We start from the raw sequence: 20,629 nt of genomic DNA, 5'->3' as shown, positions 1-20,629 counted from the left end.
CGGTGCGACAATCCACGCGCAAACGTCTCACCAGTGCGAACACACCCGGTCTCATGTCTTGCGATCCGGCATAATGCGAGAGTACGGTTCTCATAATCGGAAGGAAGATTCTTGATGATCGAGGAGATGGCCGGGGTTCGCGCGTGAAGAACGCTGTGGTGACTGGTGGAGCTTCGGGTATCGGCGCTGCGATCGCTGAGCGCCTACGCAACGACGGCCTGCGCGTCGCGACGATCGATCTGAACGCGGGCGACGAGAAGTTCTCCTACACCGCCGACGTCACCGACCGCGCCGCCGTCGACGCCGCGATCGAGGAGATTCATGCCGAACTGGGACCTGTCACGGTTCTGGTCAACGCCGCGGGGCTCGATCGTTTCAAGAAGTTCCTCGATCTGACCTTCGACGAGTGGCAGAAGGTCGTCGACGTCAATCTCAACGGAGTCTTCCACTGCACCCAGGCCCTACTGCCCGACATGATCGAGGCACGGTGGGGCCGCATCGTCAACATCTCGTCGTCCAGCACACATTCGGGGCAGCCGTTCATGTCGCCGTATGTCGCGGCCAAATCGGCGGTCAACGGACTCACCAAATCTCTTGCGCTGGAGTACGGGGAGTTCGGGATCACCGTCAACGCCGTCCCTCCCGGCTTCATCGACACCCCGATGCTGCGCAAGGCGGAGAAGCGGGGATTTCTCGGTGACACCGAAAAGCAGATCCAGCAGACACCCGTGCGCCGCATGGGCCGCCCCGAAGACATCGCCGCCGCCTGCGCATTCTTCATCTCGGACGAAGCCAGCTACATCACCGGCCAGATCCTCGGTGTCAACGGCGGTCGCAACACCTGACGAGGCAGCAGATTTCAGCGAAAGGACGAGAGTACATGGGACGTGTCCAAGGCAAGGTCGCCTTCATCACCGGGGCGGCACGTGGGCAGGGGCGCAGCCATGCGGTGCGACTCGCCGAAGAGGGCGCCGACATCATCGCGGTGGACCTGTGCGAGAACGTCGACACCATCGGATATCCACTGGCCACTCCCGAGGACCTCGACGAGACGGCCGCCTACGTGGAGAAGACGGGCCAGCGGATCGTCACCGCCAAAGCTGACGTGCGTGACGCCGCTGCGTTGAAAAAGGCACTAGAGGACGGTATTTCGCAGCTCGGCGGTGTCGACATCGTCATCGCCCAGGCAGGAATCGCCGGCATGAAGGGCACCCCGCCGCTGCAGGCGTGGACCGACGTCGTCAACACCAACCTGATCGGCACCATCAACGCCATTCAGGTCGCGCTGCCGCACCTCAAGGAAGGTGCATCGATCGTGGCGACCGGCTCCACCGCGGCGCTGATGGATGCACACAATAAGCCGAACCCGGGCAACGATCCTGGCGGCATGGCGTACATGACGTCGAAACGGCTTCTTTCGCAGTATGTTCACGACCTCGCCACCGAGCTCGCGGTGCGTGGCATCCGCGCCAACGTCGTGCATCCGACGAACTGCAATACCGACATGCTGCAGAGCCCGCCGATGTACAAGTCCTTCCGGCCGGATCTGGAGAACCCGACGCGCGCGGACGCCGAGCCGGTGTTCGGCGTGCAGCAGGCAATGAAGGTCAACTTCATCGAGCCCGAGGACATCAGCAACGCCATCCTGTGGCTGGTGTCCGACGAGGCCAGGTACGTCACCGGCATGCAGCTGCGCGTCGACGCGGGCGGCTATTTGAAGTGGTACGACTACCACGCCTAGGAGGGAAGGCCCGTGAAGGTTTTTGTCGACTCGGGGCGGTGCCAGGGGCACACGCTGTGCTCGATGATCGCACCAGATTCTTTTGAGCTCAGCGACATCGACGGTACGGCTTCACCGGTCAACGAGGTCGTGCCGGCCGAGCAGCAGGACGCGGTCCGCGAAGCGGTCCATTCGTGCCCTGAACAAGCCATTTCCATCGAAGAATAGAGCGATTTGGGTGTAGTTGGTCGCGCTGACAGTGACCAACTACACCGAAATCACCAGAGGGAGCAGAGCCTTGAGTGTCGACGACGTCGTAGACGGCACCGCCGACGACAGCCGCAAGAAGAACAGGTACCACTTCGACCGGCACACGCCCGAGTATCGGCTGCAGTTCGAGAAGATCACCGAGGAGATGCAGTCCAAATGCCCGATGGCGTGGACGGACGCCTACAACGGGCACTGGGTGGCGGCCGACAGTAAGCACGTCTTCGAGCTCGCTCGCTGCCCAGCGGTGTCCAATCACCATGACATCTCCGGGGAGACGCCGTTCCAGGGCATCACCATCCCGAAAGCCAGCCGCGCGACTGTTGTTCGCGGCGGCATCCTGGAAATGGACGAGCCCGAACACAGTATTTACCGCGGCGCCCTGAACCCGTACCTGTCCCCCGCGGCGATCAAGCGGTGGGAACCGTTCATCGACGAGATCACCCGCGCGGCATTGGACGAGCACATCGAGTCGGGGCGCATCGACTTCGTCGATCACCTGGCCAACGTGGTTCCCGCGGTGTTCACGCTCGCGATGATGGGCATCAGCCTGAAGAAGTGGAACGTCTACAGCGAGCCCACCCACGCATCGGTGTACACCCCGGAGCACTCCCCCGAGCGCGAGAAGATCAACGAGCAGCACCGCGAGATGGGCATCGATCTCATCAACAACATGATCGAGATCAGGGAGAACCCGCGCCCCGGTCTGGTGAACGCGTTGGTGCAGTTGCGGATCGACGGGGAACCGGCCCCCGACATGGAACTGCTGGGCAATCTGGGCCTGATCATCGGCGGCGGTTTCGACACCACCACCGCGCTGACCGCGCACGCGCTGGAATGGCTCGGCGAGCACCCCGATGAACGCGCGAGGCTCAGCCGCGAGCGCGAAACGCTGCTGCACCCGGCGACCGAGGAGTTCCTGCGCTTCTTCACCCCCGCACCCGGTGACGGACGGACGTTCGCCGAGGATGTCGAGGTCGAGGGCCACCATTTCAAGCAGTACGAACGCCTCTGGTTGTCGTGGGCGATGGCCAACCGCGACCCGGCCGTTTTCGAGAAGCCCAACGAGATCATCCTGGATCGAAAGGGCAACCGGCACTTCAGCTTCGGTATCGGTGTACACCGGTGCGTGGGATCCAATGTCGCGCGCACGGTGTTCAAGTCGATGCTGACCGCGGTGCTGGACCGGATGCCCGACTACGTGTGCGACCCCGAGGGCACCGTGCATTACGACACCATCGGCGTCATCCAGGGCATGAGGCACCTGCCCGCAACGTTCACACCGAGCAAGCCGCTGGGCCCCGGGCTCGACGAGACGATCGAGAAGCTGCAACGCATCTGCGACGAGCAGGAGCTCGCCCGGCCGATCACCGAACGCAAGGAAGCAGCGGTCATCGACTAGCTGCGCTGATCTCGCCCACGTTCCGCGGCGAAATGGTTCCATGAGTAGCGGCGAGAGTTGAAAGGACGGGCGATGAGGCTCAGCAAGATCGGGATTGTGGCGACTGCACTGATGGCGGTCGCGACACTTCTCGCGCCGCCGTCGTCGGCCAATTTCGCGATCGGCAACTACGACCTGCTCACCAACAGGTACACGCGCGCGTCGTGGTTCTGGTTCGTCTCGCTCTGCATTCCCGAGAAGAACCCGAATTGTCTCAACGTCGCCGCACGTCCACGCCTGGCGTACTACCAGTATTACGAGAGCAAGGTGTGGCTCGACAACGGCCGCTACACCTTCACCGTCGACGTGCCCGACGGGCTCCAGTGCCCCGGCCATGTGATGCCGACGCGCGAAACCTATTCCTGGGATGCTGTGACGCTACTCGGCACCATCGACTCGAAGTTCAACGTCGGCTGTTTCAACGGCCCGCCCGGCAGCCAGTTCTGGACCTTCAAGCTCCAGCGCCTGTGATTTGACCCCTTGCACCGCGAGCGCGCGTGTCTGCACACCGGCACGCCGCGCGGTGCGTACATTTCGCGCGCGTTCGCGGCCAGTCACAGCGACGAATAGCGCCGCAGGATGGCGTTGAAACGCACCCACATCTGCGCGGTGCGCTCTTCGGCGGTGACGACAGCAGTATCAATCGGCAGCACCTCTGCCAGTGCCGAGTGTTTGACGACGCGGGTGTCCAATACGGCGGGCGACCCTTCGAGCATGTGCCGGTAAGTGAGATTGCCGCGCTCGAACCCTTGCGTGTCGATCCAGTTGTGGAATCCCGGGTCGGTGTGGGCAAGGATCAGCCGCACCTTGCCGTCGTCGTCGACGAGTGTGCGGCTCGGCGTGTAGCTGACCGGACGGTAGAGGAAGTCCATGCTGTTGAAGAACACCCCCATGTTGGTAAGCGTCCACAGTCCGTCGTGAGCATCGAATTCGACGACGAGCGCGTCGTCCGGGGCGAGTGTCCAGTACATGTTCGCCGCGGCGCGCCCCCTCTTGACGTCGCCTTCCTCTTCACTGACGGCTGGGAAGCGGTTGGGCCGTTCGGCATCCACTCCCCCGTACATGAAGGGGAACTCCGGCCAGTCGGCCATCACGCCGGTCACGAATTCGCCAGCCCATGCAATCGCGTCGACCATCTGCTCCGCGGTGGGTACCGGTCTCGGCGAAGCCATGTCGGTCCGCTCGATCCGCAATCGCGCGGGCTCTTCGTTCCAGTGGTCAAAACCCTGTCGGATGAACAGCTTTCGCGATCCCGGTGTGGTCGGCAGCCAGTTCTCCCCGCGCCGCGGTCCGCCGACGTACACCTCGAATGTGCCGTCGGCCGCCGTGACGAGCTCTGCGCCGGTCAGGTTCGCCTCGGGCACATCGCCGAAAGGCTCATGCAGCACCCCGGGTCCCACGCGCCGGGGGCCCTGCACGGTGATGTTGAAGAACCGCGCCGTTCCGCGATCACCCACGATGCGGTAGGCCGATTCGCCGTCGATCCAGGCCTGCTGATAGGTGAAGTCCGCGCAGTCACCGCCCAGTTTGCGGCTCGGCCCGCAGAAGGCATGCAGGCTCGGATACCGGGTGTCCCTGGTCTCCAACGCGAGGTCGAACGCCTGCCCGAGGTTCTGGGTGAGGAACCGCAACGCGTCGACACGCTGCGCGCCGGACGCGGCGTTGTGATCTTTGAAGGCCCGCTCCCCGGCCGCTTTCAAGCGTTCGCAGAACGTCTCCCAGGCGCCAAGCAGCGCAGCGTCGTCCTGGCCGTCCCCATACGCCATCGCTATCTCGCACTCTCGCAGCGCGACAACATCGTCGACACAACGCCGCAGGCACGGCGGGCGGCCTCGACGGGCCCTTCACGGTCGATGCGGGGGCCGATCAGCTCGAGATCAAAGCCGTGCCGGTAGCCACCCCGAGTTGCCTGTGCGATCAGTGTTTCCAAGGGGATGGCGCCGTCGCCGGGAACTGCCCGCGCGGGCAGTTCCCTGTCGCCGAGGACGTAGTCGCTGAGCTGGATCAGCTCAGTGCGGGGCAGGGCACGGTCAAGCAGCGCAGGCAGGTGCGCCTCCGTCCAGCAATGGAACAGGTCGACACAGACGCCCACGCCCGCCGCTTCGGCCAATTCGATGGTGTCCCTGAGTGTGTGGGCGATATGGATGTCGGCGTAGAGGCTTGAGGCGTTCTCAATGGCCAGCGCGACCCCTGCCGCTGCCGCATCGTCGAGACATGGCTGTACCGCGTCGCAGAACCGGGACGCGGCATCTTCCCATGTGAGGTCGCCGCGGCCACCGGTCAGCATGTAGATCACTCGGGCGCCGGCCTCGCCGGCGGCCTCGATGACCCGCCGCAGACCGTCGGCGGTGTCGAACAGATGGAACACCGACTCCACCGAATAGCCCTGCGCGGAAATGAGTCCGGGCAACTTCGACTCGCTCAGTTGAGCATCGGTGAGACTGAGCCGGCGCAAACCCAGTGCCTCCCAGTGTGAGCACATCTGCCCGAGTGTCGCGCCGTGGAAAGTGACGGAGTGCACGGATAAACGCCCGATCGGGCCAGGCGGCTCAGCCACGATTCTCGATGGCAACCCCGAAGCGTTCCCGGAAGGGCCGGAACTCTTCGTGCAGCGCGTCCAGGTTCTCGCCGATGTCGGTGAGAAGGCTTGTGGAGTAATGGAACTTGCCGTGGCGGTCACCCTTGTTGGTGGCCAGGTAGTGCCGCATCCGGGACTCGGCGTCCTCGGTCAGGAAGCGGTCGCTGAAAGCGTAGAAGTCGCGCACCGTTGTCACCGGGTCGCCGACGAAGTCAGTGTACCGCACATGCCGTATCCGGGGATCGTCGACCAGCGGATTCGTCATCGTGTTGGCGACGCCGGCCCGTGTGAGGTCGAGGTGCATCTTCGCCGCGGCGTGCAGATCGATGGGACCGACGATGCCTTCCAGGATGTCGGCCATCATCATCGTGCGTGACGCAGCCACTTGCACGGGGTCTCGATGCAGCCACAGCAGAGTGGCATCGGGGTAGGTGTCGAACAGCTCGGCCAGACGAAATCCGTGGAAACCTTTGAGCACCCAGCGTTTCCGCGGCCGGTTGTATTGAAACTGTTGCAGCATCGCCCGGTGCAGCCGGTACTGGGCGGTTGGATCGGTCGGCAGCCCGCCGACCACGGTCTGCATCGGCACCCGCCACCACGCCGTCGGCGTCATGACGCGGAAGTCGAACGCCCAGGTGCGCTCGTCCTCGGGTAACCCGTCTCCGAGCATGTCGTTGTACGGATGGCTGTGCAGCCACTTGGGCATCTTGGTGTTGATCTCATGCCAGTGGGCGTCGGCGCGTGCCCGGCGCATGTCACCGGGCTCGACGATACCGGGCGGAGGGGACGGATACATGACTTCCCAGAACCGCAGCGCGCGCGAATCCGGGTCGACCGACATCAGCGCGTGCATCAGCGTGGTGCCCGAGCGAGGTTCACCGGTGACGAACATCGGTCGTTCGATGACCTCGTCCGCAATCTGGTATCTGTTTCGGTCCTCGATGAATTCGAGCCGCGTGGTCAGCAGCCAGTGACAGACGTAAGCAGCCTGACGGCAGCCCTGGGCATCCATCCCCAGGTTGTTGAGATGGCCGACGGCGATGCCGAAGCGCTCCGGCAGAGTGGGATCGCCGTAGTCGCGCAGGCCCGTTTCCGTCTCGGCGCGGCTCAACATGTCGGTAGCACTCAGCATCATGAGATTTCTCCGCACAACTGCATGAGCTCGTCCTCTGCTTCCCTGACGTTGCGCGCCGATTGCGCCGCGAATTCGAGACCCGCCATTGCCCCGTAATCAAGGATCTTCGGAACGCGCAGTCCAGCGTCGACAAACTCTTTGACCCTGTGCGCCACGTCTTTCGGCGTCCCGTGTGGGACCATCGCCAGGATCATCTCCGGCTCGACACGACCCAGGAACTCGACGAGTCGGTCGCGGGTCAGCGCGCCGGGATCAATGTCGTGGAAGCCTCCCCAGTCCTGCCCCATGGGATGCTGAAATCCGAACGTAGCCAACGTCTGCGCCGAAACCTGCAACAGGAAGGACTTCACCAACGGCGCATCGAGAATCTTCGCCAGCTCGGCGTCGTCGCGCCCGACGATGCAGACCTGGATGAAGCAGGGCGTTATCCGGTCGGGGTCGCGGCCCGCCCGATCGGCGGATCCCTTGATCCGCGCCAGTTTCGCGGCGTAATCCTCAGGGGTCCATGCCCCGGCAGGCCACCAACCGTCGGCGTAGCGCCCCGCAATGTCGAGGGAGCGGGGTCCGCTGGCGCCGATCCAGATCGGCGGATAGCGGCCGTCGAACGGCTCGGTGTCGAGCCTTGCGTGCTGCAGCCGGAAGTACCTGCCGTCGAAGTCGACGGGTCCGTCGCTGTCCCACAGCAGCCGGATCACCTGTAACGCTTCTTCGAAACGGCTGACGGGACGGCTGAATTCGAAGCCATAGGGTTCGATGTTCTCGCGCTCGCCGCTGCCCAGGCCGAGAATGAACCGACCCTTGGCCAGGTGATCGATGGTCAGCGCGCTCTGCGCCAGCGACGCAGGATGGCGCCGCACCGTGTCGACCACGCTGGTCACCAGCGGCACCTTCTCGGTCAACACCGCGGCTGCCGCCGCCACCGCCATGCCGTCGAGGTGCCGGTGCGGGGACGGCGACGCAACAGCGAGGTCGGTGAATTCTGGCGTCCAGATCGAGTCCGGCCAGAAGCTCACCATATGGTCCGGCAACCAGATCGAGTGATAGCGCCCGCAGTCCAACTGCGCCAACTGGCTCAGATCGAGCGGCAGTGTGGTGCGCATAAAGGCCGCGGGCTGGACCCTCATCCGAGGAGCTCCTACCGTCTGGGCAGACCGAGTACCTGCTGGGCGATGATGTTGCGTTGAATTTCCGACGTGCCCCCGGCAATCGTGCCACCGAAGCTGCGACAGTAGCGCTCGAACCAGCTGGCGAAGTAGTGGTCGAGGTTCATGTGGGCATAAGGGCCCGACGTCGTGGGATGGACCAGCCCGTCGGGGCCGGCGGCTTCCAGCGCGAGCCCCTCCACTCGCTGTTCGGCCTCTGCGCCGAGCAGCTTCGGGATGGACACCGACGCCACGTCCACCTCACCGCGGGCCGCTTTGGCGATGCCGACCGAGCCGAGCAGCCGCAGTGCTTCGTAGTCCATGATGCTGGTGGCCAGCGCATCCCGCTCAAGGACGGTCTTCGGCCGGAAGTCGGCGATGCAGTTGGCAATTCGATCGGCGAAGCCCAGCCACATCATGGTCCGCTCGTGCCCGAGTGATCCGTTGGCCACACCCCAGCCACCGTTGAGCGGCCCGACGAGGTTCTCGGCGGGGACGCGCACGTCGGTGAAGAAGACCTCGTTGAAGTCCAGGTTCTCGATACCGCACATGTCGGCGAACGGCCGGCACACGACACCGTCGAGGTCGGTGGGGATCAGCAGCACACTGATTCCCTTGTGCTTGGGGGCATCCGGATCGGTGCGGACGAAGGTGAGCAGGAAGTCGGCGTCGTGAGCGCCGGATGTCCACACCTTCTGGCCATTGACGACGAAATGGTCGCCGTCCTTCACAGCTTTGGTACGCAGGGACGCGAGGTCGGAGCCGGCACTCGGTTCGCTCATTCCGAGCGACGCAGTACGCTCGCCGCGCAGCACCGGGACGGCCCACTGATGCTTCTGCTCCTCGGTGCCGAACGTCAGCAGCGAGGCGGCAACGATGTTGACGCCCTGTGGGTTGAAGCTGTGGTAGATGCGGCGCCGGCACAGCTCTTCGGCATGAACGAAAGTCTGTAGGACGGAAGCGTTGCGCCCTCCGAACTCGGGCGGCTGCGCGGGCAGCAGCCAACCGTTGTCGAACAGCTTGCGTTGCCAGTCGCGCGCCCACTGCGGCATGTGTGAGACCGAGCGGGGACGCTCCAAAGTCTGCGCCGCCGACGGCGTGTGCTCGTCGAGGAACGCGGAGAACTCGGCGCGGAACTCCTCGACGTCAGCGTCGAAAGCGAGCTGCATCAGATATCACTCCCGTATTCCTGCGCGATCATGGCCCGGTGTTCGGCGGCCCCGCCGAGCAACAGCTCGCCGGCCTTGGCTCGCTTCAGCGCAAACTGCAGGTCGTTCTCCCATGTGAATCCCATGGCGCCGAACAGCTGGATGCCGTGCTTGAAGACCAGCGACTGACACTCGCCCGCGGACGCTTTCGCCATCGCTGCGGCCAGCCGGCGACGCGGGTCATCCGCGGCGATGGTCAGCGCGGCGAAGTAGGACAGCGCGCGGGCGCGCTCGATGGCGACGTACATGTCGGTCGCCTTGTGCTGCACCGCCTGGAATGTGCCGATCGCGACGCCGAATTGCTGGCGGCTCTTGGCGTGCTCCAGCACCAGGTCGAGGACGCGCTGGCATGCACCGACCATCGTGATCGCCATGCCCATCAGCGCGACGTGGCGGGCGCGTTCGGTATGGGCGTGCAGCCGCTCGGAGTCGGCGACGTGGGCACCGCGGAACGACACCTCGGCAACGTGCAGCACCGGGTCGAAGACGTCGACGCGGCGAGTCGTCGCCTTGTCTGCATCGACGAGAAAGACACCGGCGGGGGTGACCACGGCGATGCGCTCGGCACGGTCGCCGTCGAGGACGAAGCGGTCGGTGCCGGCGAGGACCCAGCCGTCGGCGTCGCGGACGGCGCTGACGCCGGAGTACACCGCGGCTCCGGCGCCGCCGGCGTCGAACCGGTCGCCGACGAGCGGTGCGAATTGCGTCAGCGTGGCAAGAAATGGAGTGGGATCGGTCGCCCGCCCCAGCTCCTCCAGGACGATCGCGAGTTCGACGGCGTTCTCGGGATCTGTCAGTTCGGTCCAGCCGGCGTCGAGATAGCTGTTCCACAGCGGCGCCGGGTCGACTCCGTTCTCGGCGATATCGCGAATCAACGACGCCGGGCACTGCTTGGCCACCGCGTCGCGCACGGTCTCCTGCCACAGCCGCTGATCTGCATCGAACTCAAGTAGCACCCGTACGCCTCCTAAAGACCACCCGTGTTGGAGAATAGCATTCTCAGAAGCGGGTGGAACGTTCTCGCCAAGCGCACATTCATTTTCGCAATACGACGGCTGAGCGACTGGTCAGCAACGACAACTACCAGCGCAGATGGTAAGCGAAGCGCTTGAGAACAGAATTCTTGCTAATGAAGAACAACGATCTACACTGAGGTTTGTGCCGTCGGTCGCGCCCTCGACCGCGAAGCGAAGAACGGACGTGGAGTGAAGGACAGAGTTTCGTGAAGGTTCTCAATGACGAGGCCGGGACGGTGCCCGTCGTCGTCCCGGTTGTTGATGCCAGCGTGCACATCTTCTGCCAGTCGAACAAGGACTTGCGCAAGAACTTTCTGCAGGAGCCCTTCCGCAGCCGCGGGTTCCCGGACTACGAGATGGACTGGTATGGCGCCCCCGGGGGCGAGTACGCCAAAGGTACTGAGGGTCCCGACGGGCAGTACCCCGGTTCCGACCCGGCGTTGGCCGCCAAGCACCTGTTCGACGAGCGCGGTGTGGATATCGCGATCCTGCACCCGATGACCCGCGGCATCATGCCGGACCGCCACCTCGGCACCGCCATCGCGTCGGCGCACAACGAGATGATGGTGACCCGGTGGCTGGAGCACCCCGAGTTCGGCGACAAGTTCCGTGGCACGTTGCGCGTCAACCCCGACGACATCGCGGGTGCGCTCCGCGAGATCGCCAAGTACAAGGGACATCCGCGGATCGTGCAGCTCGGCATTCCGCTGCAATCCCGCGAGCTCTACGGCAAACCGCAATTCTGGCCGCTGTGGGATGCGGCCGTCGACGCGGGCTGGCCGGTGGCAGTGCACTTCGAGGTGGGGTCCGGAGTCCAGCTGCCTCCGACTCCGAACGGCCTGACCCGCACGTACGAGCAGTTCGTCGGCTTCACGGCACTCAACTTCCTGTACCACTTGATGAACATGATCGCCGAGGGCGTGTTCGAAAGGTCTCCTGAGCTGAAGTTCGTCTGGGCCGACGGCGCCGCCGATCTGCTGACGCCGTTCATCTGGCGGATGGACTGCTTCGGCAGGCCGCATCTGGAGCAGACGCCGTGGGCGCCGAAGATCCCGAGCGACTATCTGCCCGGCCATGTCTTTTTCGTGCAGGGCAGCCTGGACGGACCCGGCGATGTCGACTTTGCCGGCGAGTGGGCGGGGTTCACCGGAAAGGACGACATGGTGATGTACGGGTCGAGCTACCCGCACTGGCAGCTCAACGAGCTGTCGGTGCCCCGCACTTACAGCGATGAGCAACGAGACAAATTGTGCTGGCGCAACGCCGCCGAGCTCTACGGCCTCGAAATTGGGGCAATCCCTGCCGCCGCATCGACCGGTGCCGCACAGTAGAGGTAGTGAGGAGGCCCCCATGACCACCACAGCCAATCCCCGCGTTCCCGCCGCCGAGCGGATCGCCGTCCGGTGCGTGGACTCCGACGTTCATCCCGCGCCCCGCAGCGGCGATCTGGGTCAGTACATCCCCGAGCCGTGGCGCAGCAGGTACTTCGGCACGCACAAGGTGGGCGACCAGATCTACTACGACGCCCCCGACTACGCGCACTCTTATGCGATGCGGGTAGACGCGTTCCCCCCGGACGGTGAATTCGCCTGCAGCGACCCTGATCTGGCGTTCAAGCAGTTGATCATGGAGGCCGGTGCCGACATCTGCATCCTGGAGCCCGCGGCGTACCCGGCGCGGATCCCCGAGGCGCAGCACGCGATGTCGGTGGCACTCAACCACTGGCAGGCCAACCATTGGCTCGACAGCCACAACAACTGGCACGAGCGCTGGCGCGGTTCGATCTGCCTGGCCATCGAAGAGCCTGAGAAAAGCGTCGAAGAGATCGAGAACTGGGCCGGGCATCCCTTCATGTCGCAGATTCTGATCAAGGCCGAGCCGCGGCCGTCGTGGGGCAACCCCAAGTACGACCCGATCTGGGCCGCCGCCGCCAAGCACGACATCCCGGTGAGTTGCCATCTGTCGCGCAGCCACTACGACGAGTTGCCGATGCCGCCGGTCGGATTGCCCAGCTACAACCACGATTTCATGGTCACGTACTCGCTGCTGGCCGCGAACCAGGTGATGAGCCTGATCTTCGACGGGACCTTCGACCGTCACCCGACACTGAAGATCGTGTTCGTCGAGCATGCATTCACCTGGATCCTTCCGCTGATGTGGCGGATGGACGCGCTGTACGAGGCGCGCAAGTCGTGGGTGGACATCAAGCGCAAGCCCAGCGAGTACGTCAAGGACCACATCAAGTTCACGACGCAGCCGCTTGATTATCCCGAGGACAAGACCGAATTGACCCGCGCGTTCGAGTGGATGGAGTGCGAGAAGATTCTCCTGTTCTCCAGCGACTATCCGCACTGGACGTTTGACGATCCCCGCTGGCTCGTCAAGCACCTTCCTGAACATGCCCGCGAACCCATCATGTTCCGCAACGGCATGGAGACTTATCGCAATGTGCCGGAGACCGTTCCGGCGCTCGAAGGTCAGATCCGGGTCTTTTGAACATGACCGAACCGAAGACACCCCGACTAGCACAGGGGCGCGAACATGTCGTCGCCACCATCGACGAAATCCCGCCCGGCACACACAAACTGGTTCCGATCGGACGCCACGGCGTCGGCGTCTACAACGTCAACGGCACGTTCTACGCGATCGCCAACTACTGTCCTCATGAGGGAGGTCCGCTGTGCGCGGGACGGACGCGCGGACTCAACATCGTCGACGACGGCGTGCCCGGCGACGCTGTGATGGTGCGGGACAAGGAGTTCATCTTCTGTCCATGGCACCAGTGGGGCTTCGAGCTGGCGACGGGCACCACTGCGGTCAAGCCTGAGTGGAGTATCCGCACCTACCCCGTCCGGGTCGTCGGCAACGACGTACTCGTTCAGGCCTGATCGGCGGAGCTGAGTTGCCCAACAAGAAGATCGAGATCAACGGCGGCTACGTCGTCTACGAAATCCTCGGCAAAGAGGGTGAGTTCATCGTCCTCACCCCGGGTGGCCGGTTCAGCAAGGACATCCCCGGTCTGAAGCCGCTGGCGAAAAAGCTGGTGGAGGGCGGCTACCGCGTACTGCTCTGGGACCGCCCCAATTGCGGCAAGTCCGACGTGCAGTTCTACGGCCAGAGCGAATCTCACATGCGCGCCGAGACATTGCAGCAGCTGATCACCAAGCTCGACATCGGGCCCGTCATCCTGCTCGGCGGGTCCGGGGGTGCGCGGGACTCGATGCTGACGACCATGCTCTACCCCGAACTGGTCCGGAAGCTGGTGGTGTGGAACATCGTCGGCGGCGTGTACGGCTCCTTTGTTCTCGGGTCCTACTACATCGTGCCCAGCATTCTGGCGGTGCGCGGTGCAGGCATGAAGGGCGTCGCGCACGTGCAGGAGTGGCAGGAGCGCATCGACGAGAATCCTGACAACGAGGCACGCATCCTGGAACAGGACCCGGCGGTCTTCCTCAAGCTGATGTTGCGCTGGCTGAACGCATTCGTCCCCAAGCCGGGTCAGACGATCCCCGGTGTCGAGGACGAGATGTTCGACAACATCACCGTCCCGACGCTGATCATCCGCGGCGGCGAGAACGACCTCGACCATCCGAAGCGCACCTCACTTGAGGTGAGCTGCCTCATCAAGGGTTCGAAGCTCATCGATCCGCCCTGGCCCGAGGACGCCTGGGAGCGTGCCGGCGAGGCGCGCGCCTCCGGAAAGGTGAAGCGTTTCAACATGTTCGACACATGGGTCCAGGCCGCACCGGCGATATTGGATTTCCTGAAGAAGTCGAAATGACACCCACACGCCCACCCCGGTCAGTCGACGGCCACGATCCGGACCTCACAGTTGGTCGACGCCTCAAGGGCGGTGTGGATCCGGCTTTCCGGGACGCGGGCCAGGTCGGCTCTGCGCAACGTGACGGTGATGATGTCCCAGCCTTCCTCACCGGCGACGCGCTCGATGACCCCTGTCATCCCGAACCCGGCCAGGACACCTTCGGCGTCCTCGTCGGTGCCGTGGCTGACGAAGGTCAACACTCCGAGCACCGGCTCGGTGGGGAACGCTCTGGCGCACAGGGCCGCCGCCGTGGACTGCAGCGCCGTCGGATCCGTTCCCCGCATCAGCAATTCGACTTCGCGGCGCCTGGGCGGCAGCGTGGGCAGCTTGTTGTCGATCACCTCGATGCCCGTCTCGGTCGCCAACCGCGCAAGTTCTGCGAACCCCGTCGCGAGCTGATCGGCAGTCAGTTCCCCCGCCAGATCGACGCCGACACGCACCACCGCTGTTCGCATGCAGGGAAGGGTAGCCGCAGATGAGTACGGCGATGAACACCGAGCTGACCGTCGCCGCGTGGCCCGGCCTGAGCCCGCGGCTGCTCCACGACGGGGCCGCCTCCGAATCGCTGGACGCGTACCGGGATTCCGGCGGCTATCAGCCGCTGACCGATCCCGGATCGCTGCTCGACGAGATCGGCAAGGCCGCGGTCGTGGGCCGGGGTGGTGCCGCGTTCCCGATGGCGGTGAAGCTGACGACGGTCCGCAAAGCGTCGCTTCGGGGGCTGGATACCGTATTGGTGGCCAACGGGGAAGAAGGCGAACCCGCCTCGGTCAAAGATCGCTGGCTCCTCCGCCACCGCCCTCACCTGGTGCTGGATGGACTACGCCTCGCTGCGCTCATCATCGGGGCGCGCCACGCACATGTTTACGTCTCGGATCACGCTGCGGCCGAATCGATTCGCGCCGCACTCGGCGAGGTGGGCGCCGATGGTCTGGACGGCGTGACCGTCAGTGTCTGCAGGGTGGATGCCGGTTACGTCGCCGGCGAGGAGACCGCCGCGGTGCGGGCCATCAACGGTGGCCCCGCGAAGCCGGCCGACAAGCCCCCGCGACCTTTCGAAGAGGGCGTGGGCGGGCTGCCGACCGTGGTCAGCAATGTCGAGACGCTGGCAAACCTGCCGTATGTCCACCACCACGGGGCTGCCGCCTATCGGCAAGTCGGAACCGAGGGCTCGACGGGCACCTTCCTGGCCACCGTGACCGGTGGCGGCGGACCGCCAGGTCTCTATGAAGTGCCGTTCGGAGCATCTGCCGCGGAACTCATTGCCCTGCACGGCATCCCCACAGACAGGGTTCGTGGCGCCTTGATGGGCGGGTACTTCGCGGGCCTTCTCGATCGACGCATCCTCGACATCACGATGGATCACGAATCTCTGCGGGCCGCCGGCAGCGGTCTCGGCTGCGGCGCGGTGTCGGTGCTCACCGACGAATGCCCCGTCGCCGTCGGCGCGTCGGTGCTGGCCTACTACGACCGAGAGAACGCCGACCAGTGCGGCTCATGCTTCAACGGGACCGCGGCGATGGCTGCTGCCGCCGGAGCTCTGCGCGACGGCACCGCCGACACCGACGACGTCGCGCGCCTGACTCGGTGGTCCGAAGTTCTTCGCGGCCGGGGCGCGTGCGCGACGCTGGATGCGGCCTGCAATATCGCGGCAAGCATGCTGGCCATGTTTGCCGACGACGTCGCCAGGCACCTGGACCGGCAATGCCCCGGCTGCGACGAGACCGCCTTCGCCGCCCTACGTCCGTTCGAGGTGGAGCCCCAGTGAGCGACAAGTTGCGGATCAAGCTCGACCGGACACTGTGCGATGGCTTCGGCACCTGCGCCAAGCACGCGCCCGAGTACTTTTCGCTCGACGACTGGGGCTACGCCGTCCTTGTCGGCGACGGGAACATCCCCGACGAGGACCGAGACGCGGTGCGACGCGCCCTGTTGGACTGTCCTGTGCACGCAATCATGGAACTCACCGAGCGCAGGCCCGACGAGACGCCCACTCCCCTGCTCGACGAACCCGACCTGGAGAACTTGAAGACCAGTGCTGATGCGGCGCAGTGGGATATGACGCGATGAGCCGACTTCCGTTGCCGCAATTGACCTTCGACAACGAATTCTTCTGGAAGTCCGGCGCCGACGGAGTGCTGCGGATCCAGGGGTGCGACGACTGCAAGTCGCTGATCCATCCGCCGCAGCCGGTGTGCCGTTACTGCAAGAGTCACAACCTGAGCCCGCGCGAAGTGTCCGGGCGGGCCGTCCTGTCTGCGTTCACGGTGAACGAACGCTTCTCCATCCCCGGGCTCCCCGCCCCCTACGTCGTCGCGCAGGTCGCGATCGAGGAAGACCCTCGGGTTCGGTTGACCACCAACATCATCGAGTCCGACCCCGACGAACTCGAGATGGGACGCGTCGTCGAGGTCGTCTTCGACCAGAACGACGACGTCTGGCTGCCACTGTTCCGGCCGACCGCCGAACCGGAGACGGCGCCACTTCCCGACGACGAGATCGCCCCGGAGGACTTTCCGACGTTCGTCCGCCCGATGCTGACGACGACGAAGTTCGAGGACGCTGCGGCGATCACCGGGATCGGCGCGTCCAAGCTGGGGCGGCGTCTGATGGTCCCCCCGCTGTCGCTGACTGTCGAGGCATGCGAGATGGCGATCGCCGATGCGGGATTGACGCTGGCCGATATCGACGGCCTGTCAACGTATCCCGCGATGGACGCGGTGGGCATGGGCGAGGGAGGCTGCACCGCGCTGGAGGGAGCGCTCGGCATCCGCCCGACGTGGATCAACGGGGGCATGGACACCTTCGGGCCCGGCGGTTCGGTGATCGCCGCGGTGATGGCCGTGGCCACCGGCATGGCCCGCCACGTGCTGTGCTTCCGCACGCTGTGGGAGGCCACGTTCAACCAGTTGATGAAGGAGGGGAAGGTCTCGCCGCCCGGCGGTGCGCGAGCCAACAGCTGGCAGGCACCGTTCGGCGCCACGTCGGCAGCGCACACGCTGGCGTTGAACGCGCAGAGGCACTTTCACCGGTACGGCACCACGAAGGAGACGCTGGGCTGGATCGCCCTGAACCAGCGCGCCAACGCGGCCCTGAATCCGACGGCGATCTATCGCGATCCGATGACGATGGACGACTATCTCAACGCCCGGCCGATCACGACGCCGTTCGGTCTGTACGACTGTGACGTCCCGTGCGACGGCGCCGTCGCGGTCATCGTGTCGGCGGTCGATGCCGCCGCGGACGCACCGAAGCCGCCCGTGTTCTTCGAGGCGGTCGGCACCCAGATCATCGAGCGCACCGACTGGGACCAGACCACGCTCACGCACGAGCCGCAGGTACTCGGCCAGGCCGCGCATCTGTGGACGCGAACATCGTTGCGGCCCAGCGACGTCGATGTCGCCGAGCTGTACGACGGCTTCACGTTCAACTGCCTTTCGTGGCTGGAGGCGTTGGGCTTCTGCGGTATCGGCGAGGCGAAGGATTTCCTCGACGGCGGCACGGCCATCGCGCGCGACGGGGTGATTCCGCTGAATACGCACGGCGGTCAGCTGTCCCATGGACGCACGCACGGCATGGGGCTTGTCCACGAGGCCGTGACGCAGCTGCGCGGCGAGGCGGGCGAGCGTCAGGTCGCCGGCGCCCGGGTCGCTGTCGTCAGCAGCGGTGGCCTGACGCCCAGCGGGGCCATACTGCTGCGGACGCAGGGATGACGGCGCCACCTCGCCCCCGCGTCGTCCTGGTCGACGGCGTCCCGATGTCGGCGCTCGTCGCGCAGGCGGACGAGCCACGCGCGGTGATCGTCGCGGTGCACGGCGGAGCGACCTCGGCGGCATATTTCGACTGTCCCGGTCGGCCGGATCTGTCGCTGCTTCGCGCTGCCACGGCTGCGGGTTTCACGACGATCGCACTGGACCGTCCGGGCTACGGCACGTCGGCGGTGTACGCCGCCGAGTTCGCCGACCCGGCCCGTCGCGTGGCCGCGGCGTCGGCCGCGGTGGACAAGATCATCGGCGGTGGGTCCGCGGGCGCAGGAATGTTCGTGATGGGCCACTCGGCGGGTTGCGAGCTTTCATTGCGCCTGGCCACGACACGCAACGACATCGTGGGCGTCGAACTCGCCGGCACCGGGCTGCGCTACAGCGAACCGGCCAAGGCGATCATCAGCGAGGCCACGGTCACGGCCCGTCCTGCCGGGCTGCGGGACCTGTTGTGGCAACCCACTGATCTCTATCCCGCCGAGGTGCTCACCGGTGCGCTGTCCGCGCCCGGCGTCGCCTACGAGGGCGAGGTCACCGCCCATTGGGCTCGTCGCGACTTCCCCGCCCTCGCGACCGAAGTGGCTGTGCCGGTGCAGTTCAGCGTCGCTGACCACGAGAAGGTGTGGGATTCCTCCCCCGCTGCCGTGGCCGCGATCACCGCGCTGTTCACCGCCGCACCACAGGTGCGGGTCAACGAGATGGCCAACAGTGGGCACAACATCAGTGTCGGCCTGACCGCCGGCGAGTACCACCGAAAAGTGCTGTCGTTCATCGAAGAATGCATCGCGGACGCACGCGGTCGCGATCGTGAGCAAGTGGAGGCGAGCTGATGCGGGTCGGATTCATCGGGCTGGGCAGCCAGGGTGGGCCCATGGCGCGGCGCATCGCGAAGGGCGGGTTCGAGACCACGCTGTGGGCTCGCAGGCCGGCCAGCCTGGAGCCGTACTCCGACACGCCGGCCAAGAGTGCATCCACACCCGCCGAGCTTGGCGCCGCCAGCGACCTCGTCTGCCTGTGTGTGGTCGGCGACGACGACGTCCGAGAGGTGCTCTACGGAGACACGGGTGTGCTCGCCGGGCTGGCCGAGGGTGGAATCATCGCGATCCACAGCACCGTGCACCCGGACACGTGCCGCGAGATCGCCGAAAAGGCGGCTGCCCGGGGGGTTTCCGTCATCGACGCCCCGGTCAGCGGCGGCGGGCCCGCTGTCGAGCAGGGCACGCTGCTGGTCATGGTCGGCGGTGACGAGGACGTCGCCGAGCAGTGTAGACCGGTGTTCGCCACCTACGCCGACCCCATCGTCTATCTGGGTCCACTCGGCAGCGGTCAGAACACCAAGATCCTCAACAACCTGCTGTTCAGCGCGAACCTGGGCAGCGCTGTCAGCACCCTGGAACTCGGTGAATCTCTGGGCATCCCGCGCGACAAGCTCGTCGAGGTGCTCAACCGGGGCTCGGCTACCAGCAAGGCCGTCGGAAGCATCGCGATGTTCGGCGGGACGCTGGAAGGCCTCGCCCCGATCGCCGGGGCGCTGCTGCAGAAAGACGTCCGCCACGCAGCGAGCCTGGCCGCGACCGCGAAAGCGCCGGAGGGGGCAGTGTTCACCGCGGCGGACGCGGCGCTCGAATCCATGGATTACCGGCGATGACCCACGTCGGTTTCGTCGGCGTGGGACGCATGGGCACCCCCATGGTGGCCCGCCTCGTCGGGGCCGGCCACCAGGTCACGGTGCTGGGCAGAACCGAGGAGAAGCGCACGGCGATCGCCGAACTGGGAGCCACCGCCGTGACCACAGTGACGGACACCGTCGACGGCGCCGATGTGGTGGTGGTGTGCGTGTTCACTGACGATCAAGTGCGCCAGCTGTGTCTCGAGGGCGAGCTTGTGGAGGCAATGGCGCCGGGCACCTCGCTCGTCCTGCACACCACGGGGAGCCCGAGAACCGCACAGACCATTGCGTCGACGCACCCGCATGTCGATGTCATCGACGCGCCGGTCAGCGGCGGTCCGCATGACATCGCCGCGGGCACCGTGACGCTGTTCGTGGGCGGCGACGACGCGGCGCTGGATCGCACCCAACCGGTACTGGCCAGTTACGGCGACCCGATCCTGCGCGCCGGCCCGACGGGGGCGGGGCAGCTGGTCAAACTTGTCAACAACACGCTGTTCGCCGCGCAGATCGCGCTCGTGGCCGAGGGAGTGCGCCTCGGCTCACAACTGGGGGTCGACGAGGCGCCATTGCTGAACGCGCTGGTGCACGGCAGCGCCCAGAGCCGGGTGCTGTCGATGGTTGCCGGAGCGGGCTCGGCGGAGAAATTCGTGTCGGCCGTCGGCGAGTTCATCACCAAGGATGTGACGGTGGTCCGCGACACCGTCGCACGCCTCGGGGGTGACCTCGGCGAACTCGATCGTCTCGTCAGGATGGTGAGCGCGTGACACGGCAGGGCACCATTGCCCAATCGGCTGACTTTCGAGACCATATGTCGCATACTGGATTCGTTACAGTAAAACAGCCTTTCGTAACGTTTCCGGCCCTGA

Annotated in this window: 22 protein-coding genes; 15 read left to right on the top strand and 7 right to left on the bottom strand. The window is 65.4% G+C overall.

Annotation, left to right across the window (positions count from 1 at the left end):
* The first annotated feature begins 143 nt into the window (after positions 1–143).
* From AWC12_RS29480 to AWC12_RS29460, 5 genes are all read left to right on the top strand, one after another.
* Positions 144–845, top strand: coding sequence for an SDR family NAD(P)-dependent oxidoreductase (locus AWC12_RS29480; protein ID WP_085178373.1), 702 nt, complete (start codon positions 144–146; stop codon positions 843–845).
* A gap of 35 nt (positions 846–880) precedes the next feature.
* Positions 881–1,741, top strand: a complete 861-nt coding sequence (locus tag AWC12_RS29475) for a mycofactocin-coupled SDR family oxidoreductase (RefSeq protein WP_085178372.1) — start codon at positions 881–883, stop codon at positions 1,739–1,741.
* A gap of 12 nt (positions 1,742–1,753) precedes the next feature.
* Positions 1,754–1,948, top strand: coding sequence for a ferredoxin (locus tag AWC12_RS29470; RefSeq protein WP_024448301.1), 195 nt, complete (start codon positions 1,754–1,756; stop codon positions 1,946–1,948).
* Between the two features lie 70 nt (positions 1,949–2,018).
* On the top strand, positions 2,019–3,389 hold the full coding sequence (locus AWC12_RS29465; protein WP_024448300.1) for a cytochrome P450: 1,371 nt from the start codon (positions 2,019–2,021) through the stop codon (positions 3,387–3,389).
* Positions 3,390–3,461: 72 nt separating this feature from the next.
* Entirely contained in the window at positions 3,462–3,899 is a 438-nt protein-coding gene (locus AWC12_RS29460; protein ID WP_024448299.1) for a hypothetical protein, read from the top strand.
* 83 nt (positions 3,900–3,982) lie between these two features.
* On the opposite strand, the gene AWC12_RS29455 is transcribed toward AWC12_RS29460, so the two are convergent.
* The 6 genes from AWC12_RS29455 to AWC12_RS29430 all read right to left on the bottom strand — a co-directional run bounded on the left by AWC12_RS29455 (position 3,983) and on the right by AWC12_RS29430 (position 10,447).
* Complete coding sequence (locus AWC12_RS29455) at positions 3,983–5,194, bottom strand: DUF1214 domain-containing protein (RefSeq protein ID WP_085178371.1); 1,212 nt, start codon at positions 5,192–5,194, stop codon at positions 3,983–3,985.
* 2 nt (positions 5,195–5,196) lie between these two features.
* Positions 5,197–5,910 carry a sugar phosphate isomerase/epimerase family protein gene (locus AWC12_RS29450; protein WP_110808783.1) on the bottom strand — a complete coding sequence of 238 codons (714 nt, stop codon included), beginning with the start codon at positions 5,908–5,910 and terminating at the stop codon, positions 5,197–5,199.
* Positions 5,911–5,977: 67 nt separating this feature from the next.
* Positions 5,978–7,141 (bottom strand): sulfotransferase family protein, encoded by a 1,164-nt coding sequence (locus AWC12_RS29445; RefSeq protein WP_085178369.1) that lies wholly within the window; start codon positions 7,139–7,141, stop codon positions 5,978–5,980.
* Positions 7,138–8,265: an LLM class flavin-dependent oxidoreductase gene (locus tag AWC12_RS29440; RefSeq protein WP_085178368.1), complete on the bottom strand. Its 1,128-nt coding sequence runs from the start codon at positions 8,263–8,265 to the stop codon at positions 7,138–7,140. Before AWC12_RS29440 ends, AWC12_RS29445 begins: the two co-directional genes overlap by 4 nt.
* Positions 8,266–8,276: 11 nt before the next feature.
* Positions 8,277–9,452, bottom strand: a complete 1,176-nt coding sequence (locus tag AWC12_RS29435; RefSeq protein ID WP_085178367.1) for an acyl-CoA dehydrogenase family protein — start codon at positions 9,450–9,452, stop codon at positions 8,277–8,279.
* Positions 9,452–10,447: an acyl-CoA dehydrogenase family protein gene (locus AWC12_RS29430; protein WP_085178366.1), complete on the bottom strand. Its 996-nt coding sequence runs from the start codon at positions 10,445–10,447 to the stop codon at positions 9,452–9,454. Before AWC12_RS29430 ends, AWC12_RS29435 begins: the two co-directional genes overlap by 1 nt.
* Positions 10,448–10,713: 266 nt before the next feature.
* On the opposite strand from AWC12_RS29430, the gene AWC12_RS29425 reads away from it, so the two are divergent.
* From AWC12_RS29425 to AWC12_RS29410, 4 genes are read left to right on the top strand one after another with little or no spacing between them, the layout of a single operon-like run.
* Positions 10,714–11,838 carry an amidohydrolase family protein gene (locus tag AWC12_RS29425; protein ID WP_085178365.1) on the top strand — a complete coding sequence of 375 codons (1,125 nt, stop codon included), beginning with the start codon at positions 10,714–10,716 and terminating at the stop codon, positions 11,836–11,838.
* Between the two features lie 19 nt (positions 11,839–11,857).
* On the top strand, positions 11,858–13,003 hold the full coding sequence (locus AWC12_RS29420) for an amidohydrolase family protein (RefSeq protein WP_085178364.1): 1,146 nt from the start codon (positions 11,858–11,860) through the stop codon (positions 13,001–13,003).
* 2 nt (positions 13,004–13,005) lie between these two features.
* Positions 13,006–13,395, top strand: coding sequence for a Rieske (2Fe-2S) protein (locus AWC12_RS29415; RefSeq protein ID WP_024448294.1), 390 nt, complete (start codon positions 13,006–13,008; stop codon positions 13,393–13,395).
* A gap of 14 nt (positions 13,396–13,409) precedes the next feature.
* Positions 13,410–14,288 (top strand): alpha/beta fold hydrolase, encoded by an 879-nt coding sequence (locus AWC12_RS29410; RefSeq protein ID WP_024448293.1) that lies wholly within the window; start codon positions 13,410–13,412, stop codon positions 14,286–14,288.
* 20 nt (positions 14,289–14,308) lie between these two features.
* Here the strand turns inward: AWC12_RS29410 and AWC12_RS29405 are convergent, their stop codons facing one another.
* The gene (locus AWC12_RS29405; protein WP_024448292.1) at positions 14,309–14,785 is read right to left on the bottom strand and encodes a hypothetical protein; all 477 of its coding nucleotides are present in this window, start codon (positions 14,783–14,785) and stop codon (positions 14,309–14,311) included.
* 20 nt (positions 14,786–14,805) lie between these two features.
* Between AWC12_RS29405 and AWC12_RS29400 the strand changes: the two genes are divergently transcribed.
* From AWC12_RS29400 to AWC12_RS29375, 6 genes are read left to right on the top strand one after another with little or no spacing between them, the layout of a single operon-like run.
* Entirely contained in the window at positions 14,806–16,098 is a 1,293-nt protein-coding gene (locus AWC12_RS29400; RefSeq protein ID WP_085178363.1) for an NADH-ubiquinone oxidoreductase-F iron-sulfur binding region domain-containing protein, read from the top strand.
* A gap of 8 nt (positions 16,099–16,106) precedes the next feature.
* Entirely contained in the window at positions 16,107–16,400 is a 294-nt protein-coding gene (locus AWC12_RS29395; protein ID WP_207576506.1) for a ferredoxin, read from the top strand.
* A complete protein-coding gene (locus AWC12_RS29390; RefSeq protein ID WP_085178361.1) occupies positions 16,397–18,043 on the top strand; it encodes a thiolase C-terminal domain-containing protein in 1,647 nt (548 codons plus the stop codon). Before AWC12_RS29395 ends, AWC12_RS29390 begins: the two co-directional genes overlap by 4 nt.
* Positions 18,040–18,921 carry an alpha/beta fold hydrolase gene (locus AWC12_RS29385; RefSeq protein WP_085178360.1) on the top strand — a complete coding sequence of 294 codons (882 nt, stop codon included), beginning with the start codon at positions 18,040–18,042 and terminating at the stop codon, positions 18,919–18,921. Before AWC12_RS29390 ends, AWC12_RS29385 begins: the two co-directional genes overlap by 4 nt.
* Entirely contained in the window at positions 18,921–19,739 is an 819-nt protein-coding gene (locus AWC12_RS29380) for an NAD(P)-dependent oxidoreductase (protein WP_085178359.1), read from the top strand. Before AWC12_RS29385 ends, AWC12_RS29380 begins: the two co-directional genes overlap by 1 nt.
* Positions 19,736–20,527 (top strand): NAD(P)-dependent oxidoreductase, encoded by a 792-nt coding sequence (locus AWC12_RS29375; RefSeq protein WP_085178358.1) that lies wholly within the window; start codon positions 19,736–19,738, stop codon positions 20,525–20,527. Before AWC12_RS29380 ends, AWC12_RS29375 begins: the two co-directional genes overlap by 4 nt.
* Positions 20,528–20,629: the final 102 nt, after the last annotated feature.

The organism is Mycolicibacterium iranicum (genome assembly GCF_002101705.1).
GTDB lineage: Bacteria > Actinomycetota > Actinomycetes > Mycobacteriales > Mycobacteriaceae > Mycobacterium > Mycobacterium iranicum.
Note: the sequence above shows the minus strand (reverse complement) of the source record. Positions and strands in the feature narration are given on the sequence as shown.